The 14704-nt window shown below is 58.4% G+C and carries 12 protein-coding genes; 9 read left to right on the top strand and 3 right to left on the bottom strand.

The annotated features are described in order from the left end of the window. The first annotated feature begins 2 nt into the window (after positions 1 to 2). The 9 genes from BN3277_RS09970 to BN3277_RS10010 are packed head-to-tail and all read left to right on the top strand — an operon-like array spanning position 3 to position 10187. Positions 3 to 1196: a DegT/DnrJ/EryC1/StrS family aminotransferase gene (locus BN3277_RS09970; RefSeq protein WP_082691431.1), complete on the top strand. Its 1194-nt coding sequence runs from the start codon at positions 3 to 5 to the stop codon at positions 1194 to 1196. Between the two features lie 31 nt (positions 1197 to 1227). Further along, the gene (locus BN3277_RS09975; RefSeq protein WP_059042199.1) at positions 1228 to 2673 is read left to right on the top strand and encodes a lipopolysaccharide biosynthesis protein; all 1446 of its coding nucleotides are present in this window, start codon (positions 1228 to 1230) and stop codon (positions 2671 to 2673) included. A 4-nt stretch (positions 2674 to 2677) separates the two neighbouring features. Next, positions 2678 to 4132, top strand: coding sequence for a polysaccharide deacetylase family protein (locus BN3277_RS09980; RefSeq protein WP_059042202.1), 1455 nt, complete (start codon positions 2678 to 2680; stop codon positions 4130 to 4132). Positions 4133 to 4144: 12 nt separating this feature from the next. Beyond that, a complete protein-coding gene (locus tag BN3277_RS09985) occupies positions 4145 to 5290 on the top strand; it encodes a glycosyltransferase (protein ID WP_059042204.1) in 1146 nt (381 codons plus the stop codon). Next, a complete protein-coding gene (locus tag BN3277_RS09990) occupies positions 5290 to 6570 on the top strand; it encodes an O-antigen ligase family protein (RefSeq protein WP_059042206.1) in 1281 nt (426 codons plus the stop codon). The genes BN3277_RS09985 and BN3277_RS09990 overlap by 1 nt, the downstream gene beginning before the upstream one ends. Then, positions 6539 to 7765 carry a glycosyltransferase gene (locus tag BN3277_RS09995; RefSeq protein WP_232436380.1) on the top strand — a complete coding sequence of 409 codons (1227 nt, stop codon included), beginning with the start codon at positions 6539 to 6541 and terminating at the stop codon, positions 7763 to 7765. The genes BN3277_RS09990 and BN3277_RS09995 overlap by 32 nt, the downstream gene beginning before the upstream one ends. Continuing rightward, the gene (locus BN3277_RS10000) at positions 7762 to 8511 is read left to right on the top strand and encodes a glycosyltransferase (protein ID WP_059042208.1); all 750 of its coding nucleotides are present in this window, start codon (positions 7762 to 7764) and stop codon (positions 8509 to 8511) included. Before BN3277_RS09995 ends, BN3277_RS10000 begins: the two co-directional genes overlap by 4 nt. Beyond that, positions 8489 to 8773, top strand: a complete 285-nt coding sequence (locus BN3277_RS10005) for a hypothetical protein (protein ID WP_148501024.1) — start codon at positions 8489 to 8491, stop codon at positions 8771 to 8773. Before BN3277_RS10000 ends, BN3277_RS10005 begins: the two co-directional genes overlap by 23 nt. After that, a complete protein-coding gene (locus BN3277_RS10010) occupies positions 8751 to 10187 on the top strand; it encodes a sugar transferase (protein ID WP_059042212.1) in 1437 nt (478 codons plus the stop codon). The genes BN3277_RS10005 and BN3277_RS10010 overlap by 23 nt, the downstream gene beginning before the upstream one ends. Positions 10188 to 10478: 291 nt before the next feature. Here BN3277_RS10010 and BN3277_RS10015 read toward each other — a convergent pair whose 3' ends face one another. The 3 genes from BN3277_RS10015 to BN3277_RS10025 all read right to left on the bottom strand — a co-directional run bounded on the left by BN3277_RS10015 (position 10479) and on the right by BN3277_RS10025 (position 14651). Continuing rightward, on the bottom strand, positions 10479 to 11882 hold the full coding sequence (locus BN3277_RS10015) for a transposase (protein ID WP_059041470.1): 1404 nt from the start codon (positions 11880 to 11882) through the stop codon (positions 10479 to 10481). A 383-nt stretch (positions 11883 to 12265) separates the two neighbouring features. Then, positions 12266 to 13582, bottom strand: a complete 1317-nt coding sequence (locus tag BN3277_RS10020; RefSeq protein ID WP_059042214.1) for a glycosyl hydrolase family 28-related protein — start codon at positions 13580 to 13582, stop codon at positions 12266 to 12268. Further along, positions 13575 to 14651 (bottom strand): LCP family protein, encoded by a 1077-nt coding sequence (locus BN3277_RS10025; RefSeq protein WP_232436381.1) that lies wholly within the window; start codon positions 14649 to 14651, stop codon positions 13575 to 13577. The genes BN3277_RS10020 and BN3277_RS10025 overlap by 8 nt, the downstream gene beginning before the upstream one ends. Positions 14652 to 14704: the final 53 nt, after the last annotated feature.

Genomic DNA, 14704 nt, shown 5'->3' on the forward strand with positions numbered 1-14704 from the left:
GGATGGAGCCACTACGGATCAAAGGAGATCAAACGAACGGTATCGCTGGAAATCTCAAGGGGTCGGGGACGACGACGGCCCCGGAGAAGCTGCCGACAATCCCCCTGCTGGATTTGAAGCGGGAGGTAGCGGAGCTGAAGCCGCAGCTGCTTCAGGCGATCGAAGGGGTGTTGGATGAGGCGGCGTTTATTATGGGCAATCAGGTGAAGCAGCTGGAGCGGGAGGTAGCCGAGTATCTGGGGACGAAGCACGCCATTGCGCTGAATTCCGGGACGGACGCGTTGGTCATCGCTTTGCTGGCGGCCGGGATCGGGCCTGGCGACGAAGTGGTAACAACGCCGTTTACGTTCTTTGCCACGGCGGAGGCAATTAGCCGCGTAGGGGCGGAACCGGTTTTTGCCGACGTCGACCCGCTGACCTACAATCTCGACTTGGACGATCTGGAGGCGGTCATCACGCCGCGTACCAAGGCAATCCTCCCCGTGCACCTGTTCGGCCGCCCGCTGGACATGGAACGGCTGATGGAGTTGGCTCGCCGCCGCGGGTTGGTCGTTATCGAGGATACGGCCCAAGCGTTTGGCGCGGAGGCGGGAGGACGCAAGACCGGGACGATCGGGGACATGGGCTGCTATTCCTTTTTTCCATCAAAGAATCTCGGAGCGTATGGTGACGGCGGATTGCTGGTCACGGACGACCCGGAACTGGCCGAGGCGGCGGCAATGCTGCGGACGCACGGCTCGAAGCGCAAATATTACAACGAGCGGGTGGGCTTTAATTCCCGGCTCGACGAGATCCAGGCGGCGATCCTGCGGGTCAAGCTGCCCTACATTGAGGATTGGAACGAAGGTCGCCGCCAGGCTGCGGCACGCTATCATGAGCTGCTGCGGAATATCCCCGGGTTGATGCTTCCTAGCGAGGTTCCGGACGGAGATAAGCAGGTGTTTCACCAATACACGGCACGCGTGCTGAATGGCCGGCGGGACGCGGTCCAGGCAGGGTTAGCGGAAGCCGGGATCAGCAGTTACGTGTACTACCCGTTGCCGGTGCATCAACTCCCCGTCTACGCTGACCGCAACCTGACATTCCCGCTGGCGGAGCGGTTGTCGCAGGAAGTGCTGTCGCTGCCTATTTGGCCGCAGATCAGCGCAGAGGTGCAGGAGTATATCGCAGGGCACATTCGCCGACTGATGGGCTAATCTTTTTAATCAAAGGACGATTATGGCAAACATGATAAAGAAACTCTCCTCCCAATTCATCCGCTATCTCAGGCAACTCTTGGAGCTGCTTCGCATCCAGAGCCTGCCCGGCTTACTGCGTAAGCTTAAGAACGACGGGTTCCTGAGAAACGTGGCCGTGCTGGCCAGCGGGACGGTAATCAGCCAAGTCATCGTGATGGCGACATTGCCGGTGTTGACGCGCCTCTACTCGCCAACCGAATATGGCACTTACTCCATGTACCTGTCGATCATCGGGATTTTGCTGATGGTTATCTCTTTTTCCTACGAAAATGCCATTACGCTGCCGGAAGACGACCGAACCGCCTCCAATGTGCTGAGCCTGTCCCTGCGCATCTGCATTGGGGTCAGCATCGCCAGCGGCATCGGGATTCATATCCTGGAGGAGCCGCTGTCCGCATGGTTGCACGAGTCGTATTTGACGCACTACTACATGTTCTTCATCGTCAGCCTGTTCGGTGCGGGGTTTTATCAAATCCTGAACTACTGGTCGATCCGCAAAAAATACTTCAAACAGCTGGCGCGAACGAAATATACGCAAAGCCTCAGCCAGGTCTCCTCGCAAATTGGGCTTAGCCTGTTTCACCTGGGTCCGCTGGGGCTGATCATCGGCGATATCGTTGGCCGCTTCGGTGGATTACTGCCGCAGTGGAAGCTGTGGCGCCGGGATGTGAAAAGTCAGGCCATCACTTCGGATTGGGCCGACTTGAAGGAGAGCGCTTATCGGTACCGGCGGTTTCCGTTCCTGTCGATGGCTGCCGGGCTGCTGAACAGCGTTGTGCTGTACGTGCCTACGATCCTGCTCGCCTCGTTCTACGGCCCGCAGGTGGCCGGCTGGTTCGCGCTCTGCCAGCGCATTCTCGGCTCACCGATGACGCTGATTATGACCTCCGTCCGCAACGTGTATTTAGCGGAATCCGCTGACTCCATGATCAACCATCCCCACAGACTGTATCCTTTGTTCCGCAAAACGGTCCGCAACGTTTTTCTGTTTGGCGCTTTGGTCATTTTTGCCATCGTCGCTGTGGGTCCTTACATGTTCGCCTTCCTGTTCGGCGAGGAATGGGCCCAGTCGGGCAGCTTTATCCGCATCTTGTCGATCATGTACCTGAGCCAATTCGTGGCCAACTCCGTCGGCTCCACGATTGACGTTATGGAGCGTCAGGACCTGCATTTGTATCGGGAGATCATACGGACGGTGCTCATCCTGGGCTCGCTGTACTTCGCTTGGCATACGCAGCAATCGGCGGACGTCGCGATCGGGTTGTTCAGCGCCGCATCCACATTGGGATATGCGCTGCATCTGGGGCTGTCGTGGCATTCGGTACGGAAATACAAAGGAGCGGTTAGCGAGGGAGAGGTTGTTCTGGAAACCTCCGAGGAAGCTTCCGAAGAAGCTTTGGCGGAGAGATCACTACTGGGCAAGGAGCGAGGATGACGGGATGTTGATGATTTATTCGCCTCCAGCAAGGGCCGCCGAGAGAGAATACATCTACCGCGTGATTCTAGGCGAGTTCCTGGGTCTGGATTATACCATCGCCTACCGAGAAGGAGAGCATGTTGAACTGGTATGGACTTCGGATGAGGATACGCCAGCGAAAAAAGAGGGCTCCCCGGTCCGCCGACTCCGAATGCCGGATGTACTTTTGCAGACGCCTGACTCTTTATGGCTGAGCCCGGCTTCCCTGCCTAAGCTGCCGTTGGATCGATTTGCACCACCTGCGGGGGAACCGGAAGGGGAGCCGCTGCCGGTGATCTACGGCGCGAGAGGCCGAACCGGCCGCTACATCGAGCGGCTTGGCGAAGAGGGGGAGGAAGGGTATTATCTCGGCATCGATGTGTTTGGCAGCAGTTTGTTTATGCTGACTCGGTATGAAGAGGTCGCATGCCGGGAGAAGGACCGGCACGGGCGGTTTCCCGCCCGCCGATCCCTGGCTTGGCGCGAGTCCTTCCTGCATCGTCCGATCATAAACGAATATGTGGAGCTGCTGTGGGAATTGCTGCACAAGCTGTGGCCGGGGCTGTCACGCAGGAAGCGGGAAGCGGCCGTCGTCCTCAGCCATGACGTGGATTATCCGTTTTACGTCTATGGCCGGAGTCGGTTGCGTATGATTCGCGACATGAGCATGGACCTCGTCCGCCGAAGGGATTTCGAATCCGCCCGTCAAAAAGCGGGGGTGCTTCTCCGCTCCCGGCGCGCGCTGGACCGAGACCCGTACAACACGTTCGGCTGGCTGATGGAGCTAAGCGAGCAAGCCGGACTGCGCAGCGCTTTTTACTTCATTACCGAGGAGCACCGGGCGAAATCCGGTCTGGACGGGAACTATTCCATCGACGACCCCGCGATCCAGCGTCTCCTGCGGGAGATTCACGCCCGGGGGCACGAGATCGGTCTGCATCCGGGATATCATACCTTTTTGAACCCCGCGCGCATCCGCAGGCAATTCGAAAAGCTGCGGCAGATCGCGGAAACCAACGGGATCCGCCAGGATGTCTGGGGCGGGCGTCAGCATTATTTGCGCTGGCAGGCCCCGGATACGTGGCAGTTCTGGGAGGATGCCGGCCTGGATTACGACAGCACGCTCAGCTATGCCGACCGGGCGGGCTTCCGCTGCGGCGTCTGCTACGAGTTCCCGGTGTTTAACCTGACAACTCGCCGTGAGCTGGCGCTTCGCGAACGTCCGCTTATCGTTATGGATCAGACGATTCTGCATCCGGAATACATGGGGCTTGGCCCCGAAGAAGCCTATGAAACGATCCGCCAACTGTACCTGGAATGCCGAAGATATAACGGCGTTTTCACCTTGCTCTGGCATAATAGCCAGCTCGTGAAATCGTCGGACCGGTCCGTTTACCGCAAGCTGGTGCTGGAGCTGCTGGGACAGCACCAGCCGTAAGGGGGAGAGCGTGTGAGAATCGCCTATCTGATCCATTGGAACGAAGGGCCGGAGAGCGGTGTGTTCAAAAAAATCATCAGCCAGGCGCTCAGTTGGCAAGCGTTAGGCCATGAAACGGCGCTGTTCCTGTTCAGCCGCGAATCCGCAGCCGTATGGACGGAGGCGGAAACCGGGGGGCTGCCTGTCTTCCGTGAGGCGTATCGCGGCAAGCTGGGCCGGACTCCCCGCTTTAGAGCGCTAACCGCCCGGGTGCGGGCTTGGCAGCCGGACGTCATCTATCATCGCTTCGACCTGTATTACCCCTCCCTGCCCAAGCTGCTCCGCGAGTATCCGTCTGCGCTGGAGATCAATACGAACGATGTCGCTGAGTTGGCGCTGGAAGGGGGGGGATTGGGCCGCTTCCGCCGCATGTACCACTGGCTGACGCGCCGCCTTGTGCTGAAGGCCGCCGGGGGTTTTGTGTTCGTCAGCGGCGAGCTGGCCCGGGCGGACGGTTTTCGCCGGTATGCGAATGCGAAGAACCACGTGGTCATCGGCAACGGCATCCCGTTAGAGATGTTTGCGGCGGGACGGCATATGGGGGCACGCCAGGACGAGGGACCCGTCCGCTTCGTATTCATCAGCTCGCCGGGCCAAGCTTGGCAAGGCTTGGACGAGATCGCCCGGCTAGCTGCCAACAAACCGGATTGGCGATTTGACATCATCGGACCGGAGCGCAGCGAACTGGAGGCGTCCGGCCTGCCGGTGCCAAGCAACATGGCGTTTCACGGTCAGCTGACGCGCGATCATTATCAACCGTTGCTGGATGAGGCCGATATCGCCATCGGCACGCTGGCGTTGTACCGCAAAGGCATGGAGGAGGCCTCGCCGCTGAAGGTTCGCGAGTATTTGGCTAACGGCTTGCCGGTGATTGCCGCTTATCGCGAGACGGATTTTCCCGAACCGGTCCCGTTCTTTCTCCAACTGCCGGGCGAGCCGGAGAACACGATCCGCCATCTCCTTGCGATCGAAAGCTTTGCCCGCGACTGGCGTGGGCGGCGGGTGGAGCGCGAGCAAGTGAGCCATTTGGACGTGACCGTCAAAGAGGCGGCACGGGTTGCCTACTTGCACCGGCTTGCCGGAGAACGGAGACGAGGTGACGGAGGTGGGGACGGATAATGGAGCTCAGCCTGCTATGGATTGCATTGCTTGTTATCGCCGTCGTAGGTTTCACGCTCCAATGCCTGCTGTCGCTAAAAATGAAGGTGGACGCCGCCTACCTGTTTGCGTTTTGCATCTATTTCGATTTCTTCGCTTACTTCTACAAGCTGGCCGTTCCCGGCGAATCCTTAATCCTGTTGATTGGGGCACCGTTGCTGCTTGTAGGGTCCGCATGGCTGCTGAAGCCGTCAATCGTTCTTGAGACACTACGGGATCAAGGGATATGGCTGTGGGGGATATTTCTCGCGTATGCTTTGATCTCGATCACCTGGGCCCCATCCGAGTCAAACGGGCTTATGAAAGAAGTGATTCTACTTGCCCACGGGGTCGTCCCGGCGCTTTATGTGTATCTGGTTTACCGAAAATACGGCCGATTCTCCTGGACCATCGTCGCCTGGGTCGGCCTCGCCTATGCGCTGTTGCATCTGCTGCTCGGGGAGTACAGCGAGGAATATCCAGGCCGGTTGACGTTGCCCGGAGGGAACCCGATCTTTAACGCTCGGACCTCGCTGATCACCGTAACGGTCTGTCTATGGGCGCCGCGGATCCCGTTGCCGGTCCGACTCCTGTCGCTGGGCGTCGCGATGGCTTCGGCGCTGGCTACGCAGTCCAGGGGGCCGCTGGCCGCTTTTTTGCTGGCCAATGGGCTTTATTTCGGCGTCTGGTTGATCCGCAAATTTCGCGAGCAGAAGCTTGGGAAACTGTCGCGCTTGGCAGTGCCTTTACTATTCCTGCTGATCGTCGCGGGCGGTACGGCCTCGGCTTATGCAGAGCAGCTAAAAACTTGGGTGGAAAGCAGCCGGTTTATGGTGCTGTTCGATCGGAACCAGCTGCAGGGCGACGATAACTACATCGGCCGAATGGATTTGCAGACCCGGGCCTTGGAGAAGCTGGAGGCCTCGCCGTTTCTCGGCGCTGGACTAGGCAGCGTCACGCCGCCGTTGGCCCGGGATTTTCCGCATAATTTGGTGTTGGAGATCGCTGCGGAAGGGGGATTCGTAGGACTGACGTTATGGACGTTTGCGGTGCTGTTCTCCTTATGGGCCGCTTTTCGACGTACGCCGGTGCTGGCGATTCTGCTGATTCAAGCGGTGGGTTACGCCTTGGCCAGCGGGGACTTCGGCTACAACTACGAATATGTGGTGATGGCCATGACGGCTTTGGCGCTGCTGCCGCTTAAGGAACGGGAAGGAGTGGGGATCCAACGTGAAGCTCTTGTTTTTGATCACCGGATTTGATTATGCCGGGGCGGAGAACCAGGTGCTGCTGCTGTGCCGCGAGCTGCGGGCCAGGGGCTGCGAGGTCCGTCTGGTCACGATGATACCGCCGGTTGCGTATTTGGAGGAGCTGAAGGAACTGGGAGTCGAGGTGGTCAGCCTTGGCATGAAAAAGGGCGTGCCCGACCCCAGGGCTGTTTTTCGTCTAGCTGCCCTGATTCGGCGGATGCGGCCCGACGTCGTCCACAGTCATCTGGTGCATGCCAACCTACTGGCTCGGGTCACGCGGTTGTTCGTCCGTATTCCGTATTTGATATGCACCGCCCATAACGTTAACGAGGGAGGGTGGCGGCGGGAGATGCTGTACCGGCTTACCGATCCGCTCGGAGACCTGCTCACCAACGTCAGCCGGGAAGCGGTGCGCGCTTATACGGAGCGGCGAATTGCTCCAGCCCGGAAAATTCGGCTAATAGAGAACGGCATTGACCTTAGCCGATTTACCGGGGACGAGCGGGGGCGCATGCAGCTGCGGGCGGAGCTAGGGCTGCTGGGTCTGAGGGGGGAGGAAGAGCTGGAGGCGGAAGGGAATGGAGGCGTAGCCCAGCCATCCGTTGCTAGCCCAAGCCCCTTCATCTGGCTGGCTGCCGGACGTTTCGTCCCCGAAAAAGACTACCCCGCCATGCTGCACGCCTTTGCCGAAGTGCGGCGGAGCTTCTCGGACAGCATGCTGTGGATTGCTGGCATCGGACCGGAGCGGCCGCAGATCGAACGGCAAGCGGAGGAGCTGGGCTTAACCGGCCAGGTGCGGTTCCTCGGGATTCGCACGGATATGCCGGCCTTGCTGCACGCCGCTGACGGCTTTGTGCTCTCCTCGAAGTGGGAGGGCCTGCCGATCGTGTTGCTGGAGGCTTGCGCCGGCCGGCTGCCGATCGTTGCTACCGCGGTGGGCGGCAACGCCGAGGTGGTGCTGGACGACGTGAACGGCTACCTCGTACCGCCGGAGGATCCGGCCGCGCTCGCCCGCGCGATGGAGCGAGTGATGGCTTTGCCGCCGGAGGAGCGCCAAGCGATGGGGGACCGTGGCTGGGAACACGCCGCCGCGAATTATGCCATGTCCCGCGTCGCCGGGAAATGGATCGAACTGTACGAGCAGGCGTCCGGACGGAAGCTGTCCGCCGTCCGGGCGGCGATGCCTAAGGAGGCGCATGAAGGATGACGCAGACGCGAAAAGGAAAAGTTGCCTATATCGCCACGGTTTACACCCATCTTGCGGCGTTCCATCTGCCTTTTATGAGCGACCTGCGGGCTGCCGGGTTTACGGTCCATGCCTACGCTGCCCCGGATCACGGGCGGGGGGAGGTAGATGCCGCCGGGTTTGAATGCCGGGATCTGCCGTTTAGCCGCAACCCTTTGGCTCTCGGGAATTTAAGGGCCATGCGGGAGCTCATCGGCTGGTTGAAAAGAGAGCGGTACGACCTGATCCACGTGCATACGCCTAACGCGAGCGTGGTTTGCCGGGTGGCTGCCCGTCTGGCGGGTCAACCAGCACCCCAAATCGTATATACAGCGCATGGCTTTCATTTCTACTCCGGGGCTCCTTGGCGAAACTGGCTGTTGTATTATCCGCTGGAACGATTCCTGTCGCGTTGGACCGATGTGCTGGTCACGATTAACCGGGAGGATGAACGGCGGGCGGTCGCTTTTCCGGTTCGCGGCCGTTCGGTATACGTTCCCGGGGTTGGGGTTGACCGGTCTTTGCACGCGGCTTGGGAGGGCGATGAACGCGAACGGCTGCGTCGCGACCTTGGCTTGGCTCCGGACGAATTCGCCGTGCTTTGCATTGCGGAGCTGAATCGCAACAAAAATCAGGGGCAGCTGATTAGTGCCATCGCGGAGCTGCGCCGCCGGGGCCTCCCCGCCGTGCTGCTGCTGGCCGGGGTTGGCCGGGAGGAAGCGCGGTAACGGATACCTCGTTGCGGTCGGGGACGTGGCGGCGGCAGCCGATGCGCTCGAGCAGTTGCAGCAGGACGCCGCGCGGCGGCGGCGTATGGGCGAGTACAGCCGCAAGCTGGCGGGGCTGTACGATTTGGAGCAGATCCGCCGCGATGTGGCGGCGGTCTATGCGGGGCTCGGGTTGATGGAGCGTACGGAAGTTTGCAGGGAACAGCCTAGCTTGGGAGGCGCGGAGGAGGGGAAAGTTTATGATCAAGCTATACCGGAATAACGGGATGAAGGGAGTGCTCCTGCTGCTGGACCTGCTGGTGATCTATGTCAGTTACCGGTTTGCAGCCGGACTGTTGCCGGAGGGGAATTGGAGCTCGCCCGTCATTCTGGGGGACTCCCCCTTCCGCAGCGCGCCATGGCTGGGGATGTTTACGGTGATGACATATTATTTCTTCAATCTGTACGATTTGGCTGGACGGCGGAAGCCGGCCCAATTCCTGTGGAACTTGCTGTTGGCGCAACTGTTCGTCGCCGCGGGGCTGATCGTGTTCGGCTATGCGAGCAAATTGTTCAGCTTGACCCCAAACCTGCTGTTAATCGCGTTTAGTACCCAGTTGCTGTTGTCGTTTGGATTACGCCTGCTGCTGTTTTATATCCAAAGTAAGGGGTTCAGCCGCAAAAGCACGCTGGCCATCATCGGTAATGAAGCTCCGGGAGACAAGGTGCTGCGCAGCGTGCTGGAGCAGGGGCGGCCGTGGTTCCGCATTGAACGGATCGTTCGAACAGATGAGCGAGGGGATGGCGCAGGGTTGCCGGAGGAAGCTTGGGCGGGCATAGAGACGCTGCTGATCGGTCCGGGGCTGGCCCCCGAAACGAAAGCCGAGTGGGCCCGGACGGCGGGGCAACGGAATATGGAAGTGGTCATTGTTCCGGACTTTTACGAGCTCTATTTAGCCGACGCCGAACCGCAGCAAATTGGCGATCTGCTTGTTTACTCGCTGATGCCGCCGCAGCTGACGCTGCCGGAGCGGTTATTCAAGCGTCTGTTTGATCTGGTCGCATCTTCGCTCCTGCTGCTGGCGGCGTCGCCTGTAATGCTGGCGATGTTCGTTTTGATCCCGTTGACGTCGCGGGGGAAGGCGTTGTATGTCCAGGAGCGTATCGGCCTGCAGGAAAAACCGTTCCCGCTGTATAAGTTCCGCAGCATGGTCGACGGGGCGGAAACGGCGACCGGCCCTGTGCTGGCCGGACGGAACGATGCGCGGGTGACCCGGCTGGGCCAATGGATCCGGGCTACGCGTATCGACGAGCTGCCGCAGTTATTTAATGTGCTGCTGGGTCATATGAGCTTAGTGGGCCCGCGGCCGGAGCGGGCGTTCTTCATTAACCGTTTCAAGGAAGAACTTCCGCACTACACTTACCGGTTGATGGTGAAGCCGGGGTTAACCGGATATGCGCAGGTCATGGCGGGGTATGCGACCACACCGTCCGACAAGCTGCGTTACGACCTGATGTACATCAAAAGATACTCGCTGCTGCTCGACCTCAAAATCCTGTTTCAGACGATCCGAGTTGTGGTTCAGCGAGAACAGGCTAAAGGCGTAGCGGCAGCTGGAGGAGGGGCGGATGCGACCATGGGGACGCTAGGCGGTGCTGGTTCCTCTGCATCCGGCGAAACGGCGGCGGGTACTTAGATGGCTCCAACGTTGAGCTTGCGCCTGCGCTTGCGCCGCTTTAAGGCCCCGTACTCTATCTCTAGCTTGCCGTGCCTACCGGTACGACACGACACTAAGCGAAAATGTTGTATTTTATGCAACAATTTTTTTCGGTTCTCGTGAGTTTAGGCCGAAATGTTGCATAAAGTACAACAATTTAAGGGTGTTATCGCAAATTGGCCCTAAAATGTTGTATAAAAGAGTCAATTTCATAATTCAGTTTGCTGGAGGGCATGCTTGCCCAAAATTCGAGATCGTTTTTTATAAAAATCAGGCGACTTGCCGGTGCTGACTCAACTGCTTGTTCAACTTGTCTAAGGCAAACTTACTGAGATTATAAGCCAACGTGCTTAACTGAAAGTCGACGCTCGCTCGAACACCGCGGTGACGTGTGCGTCTCATTCCGAAATACTCCTTGAGGTAGGCAAATACGCGCTCCACAGCAGTTCGTTTCTTGTACAGCTTCACAAAGCTCTCGCTTCCTCTTGCCGGATAGGTGTGCTTGCGCAGATCCGTTTCAATGCGGATCTTAAAGACCTTCTGGCAGCTGGACTCGGCAAATGGGCAATCCTTGCACTCGTTTGGCCGAGTATATCGAAGTGTCTCGTATTTGGTGTCAAAACTGTCATAGCGGTAGGCATGCCCCTCCTTGCAAACGGGACTGTAATCCCGGTTCATTCCCTCGGGAGGTTCCGTATGGTGGATTATATCAATGACCGGGTAGGCGCCTAGCGAGTGAATTAACTGGTAGACCGCCTTGCTGTCGTAGCCTTTGTCTCCTAAGACGTGCTTCACTTTAAGCATAGGGAACTTCAGCGGCAGGCCCTTAAGCAGCAAAATCGCCATTCGTTGGTCGTTTGGGTTCGCCGAGCTGAACACACCGCTGAGAATGTATTGGCTGTCGGTATCCACTAATATATTCGCCTTGAAACCATACCAGCTGGTGAGCCTGCCTTTAGAGTTCTTTTTGTCACAGCGTGCGGCCTGCCTAGGCAATGCAGCGAGCAGTTCATCGTATGTGGAGGACAGCATGTCCTCCACTTTCTTCTCAAACGGCCCTAGGCTCGCTTCGTAAGCCTCCCGTTCCTTACGCCGACGCTCTGTTTCTTCAGCAGAGGCGCGCCCGCGCGGGTAGGTCGGTTTCCTAGGCCGTTCGCTCACGGGTGGGGGTTGCGACTCGGTGACATCCAATTTGAGTTGTTCTAACTCCGGTGTCTTACTTTGTTTTTTGGAACGTCGAGCGGCCCGTCGCTTGGATGCGGACTCGCTGAATTGGCAGTCCCAAGCTTCGACGATCGAGGAGTCGACGGCGATATGCGTACCAGATACGAATCCTTCTTCTAAGGCGGACAGTACTAGACGGTCCTGTAACTTCTCAAGAAGTCCATTTTGTTGCAGCGCATGGATCAGTCTCGAATAGGAAGCTTCGCTCGGTATGCGATTGGAACCGGTAAACCGACACTGGATTCGAAATTCTTCGCTGGACTTGAGCCGCTTAACCAGGGCGGACACAAATTCTATACCTTCCATTTTTGCGATGAGCAGCGAATAGATCATGGCCGGCACGTTCAATTCCTCCGGTCGCCCACGGCCGTGTTTTTTACTTAGCGATTGCATAACCGGAGCGAGGTTCAAATGCTCGAAGATCTGGCTATATCTATCTTCAGGTTGCATTTGTAACAATTCCTCGAAGGAAAACAGTTCTATTTGGCGAATTGAATAGATAGGGGTTACCTCCTTTTTTTTCTCTCGGGTTTGGTTTGGTTACCTGTTAATTCGAGATTTGGGGAGGTACTCCCTTTTCTATGACCAAAATATCCAGCTAGATCAACGGCTTTGAATTATGAAATTGACTCTAAAATGCAATACTTTAGGGCCTCTGAGCAAATAGTCGTCTGAAATGTTGTACTTAATACAACATTTTCTTGCCAAACAGGCACCTAACAACCTCCCTATTTACTTTAAACCTCCGCACAGACTGATCTAGCCTCCTCCAACTCATCTAACTCCGTACTTAGCCGCCCCCATACTTATCCATCTCTAAACTGCCCCTTGCTCTAATCCCCAATTACTTCCTTCGATATATTCTCCGCCAGCGTCCCGGCTCCGGAGACGAGCGCGGCCTGAGCTTCCTCCGAGAGGCGGATGGGGGTTTCAGCGCCGCGGATCGTGTTTCCGATGATCCGGAAACCGCCGATCTCGCCGAGACGGATTCCGCTCGTATTGGGGAACGGGGGGCCTGCGGCGCCTTCGATGACATTGTGTTCAATAACGACACCGCTTGCCGTGCCGACGTCCGCTTCAATGGCGGCATAGTAGCTGCCGAGTCCCCCGATGATATTGCCGGATACGGTCACATCGCCGGCATAAATGGAGATGGCGGCGTACATGTCCTGCGGCAAAGGGTCCTTAGGTGTAACGAGGTAGTGGTTATCCCCGGAAAACGAGTTTAGGATTCGGTTGTTTTTTACGATAACGCCGGGAGCGGAGATTTTGATGCCGCGTTTAGCGGCGTGATGGATGATATTGTCCGAGATCACGGAATCCGATAACGGCGAGGAGGACGGCGGCTGATCGAAGTAGATACCGTCCGCATCCTCCCGCGGTGAAATATAAGAGATCAGGTTGCCCGTCATGCTGACGCGGCGGGCAATCGTTCGTCCGGGCTCGCTCCACACCATAATTCCCCGGGCGACCGGCGCGGCTTCGCGTGCGGAGATGCTGGTCAGCGTGCAGCCGAGGATCGAGATATTGGTGGTATCGCCATAGATCATGATGCCGGCGACAACGGTGGTCGCCAACGGGTGATGGGGCTCGGCCGGTTGATTCAAGTCCCGGACCGTGCTGCTTACGATCTGCACGTCGGATGAACCGCTATGGATGCCGATGCCGCGGGTCAGCCGTGCGCCACCGTCGATAACGACGCTGTCGATGCGAATCTGGCGTCCCTGTACGGAGAGGGCCTCGAACCCGTATCGAGCCCCGGAGATCGCGCGGAACTTCAATACCGGCCGGCCCAGGCCGCGGAGGGTGACGCCGCTGCGGATCGGCAGCGGCTCGTCCAGGGCGAGCAGGTACGTACCGGGAGGCACGATGACGGACGTGCTGCGGCCGGTGGCAGCGGCCTGTCTCAGCACGCGCAAAAATACGGCCGTATCGTCCGTAACCCCATCGCCCTTTGCGCCGGCCTCCTTCACGTTAAAGGTGGGGGTGGGGAAGGGGGATACCGGTCCCCACCGCAGCAGCAGGGCCCAACTCAAGCCTAGCGTCAACAGGATGAGGAGGAGTATCCGGAGCTGACGCCGGCGCGGGCCGCCACCGCCTCCATTCGGGCGAAACCGGCCGTTAAGTTGGGGCAAGGCCGGTTTATTCATCGGGCGCATCCCCTAGGATTTGACGGGAAAGCTCGGCCCAGGCCGTCATATTCGGGATCCAGTAATAAAGCTCGGCGCCTACTAGCGGATCCTTCGCCTTGCCGCTGCTCCCCGGAAACTGCACGAAATACATCTCCTCGGGATCGACGCCGCGAACCATCCAGGCCAGGCTAAGCATATCGGCATCGGTTAAATTGGAATCCAGGATATCCTCTTTGACTAGGCGGATCAGCTCGGGCAGCCGAGCCAGGTTGTCCGGAACAAGCAGTTTGCGGGCGATTGCCTGAATAACCAGCGCCTGGTTACGCTGCCGGGCATTATCGCCATCATCCAGCGACTTGCGTTCGCGGACGAAATCCAAGGCGGTTTCGCCGTTCCAATGCTGCTTTCCTGCAGGCAGGGTCCGATAGTTATAAGTCAGCTTGACGGGAGTATCCAGCTCGACTTCAATGCCGCCGATCGTATCAACGAAATGCTCGAATCCGTCGAAGTTCGTTTTAACGTAATAGTTGATGGAGCAACGGCATAAGTTGCTGACCGCTTGAATCGCGGCAAGCGTTCCGGCGTGTCCGCCTTGACCGTTCGCTTCCGCCATCGCATGCGCATGGTTGATCTTGGTCAAACCGATGCCGGGCAGGTTGACCTGAGTGTCGCGGGGGATGGATACAAGACTAACCGTATTTTGCTCGGGGTTCACGTGGGCCAGCATCAGCACGTCCGTGCGCGAAGCTTCGTCCGCCCGGGCATCCGTGGCGAGCAGCAGCAGGTTGAAGCTGCCCCGGGCTCCGCGGATCCCTTCCGTTGGTTCAGGCTTCGCCGCCGCGGCCTCTCCGGCAGTCCCGGTGCGGGTTCCGCCGGCTGGCTCGGGGGGTTCCACCTCCTTGACGGCCTCGGTTGCCGGACGCACCTCGATCCCGGCCGCCGACTCCGGCGTAGCCAATACCGGGATATCGGCGTTTCGAAAATGCCGGGACGGCTCGTATTTTAAATAGGCTGTCAGCAGACCGCCGGCCATGAGGAGCAGAAGGATCGCGGGTATCGCAACTTTTTTGCGTATTTTCATTTTCATCTCATTCCACTCCGTCTCTAGCGAAAATAGTAAGGGTCTCGTTAAAGGGATTC

This window comes from Paenibacillus rubinfantis (assembly GCF_001486505.1).
In the GTDB taxonomy this organism is placed as follows: Bacteria; Bacillota; Bacilli; order Paenibacillales; family Paenibacillaceae; genus Fontibacillus; species Fontibacillus rubinfantis.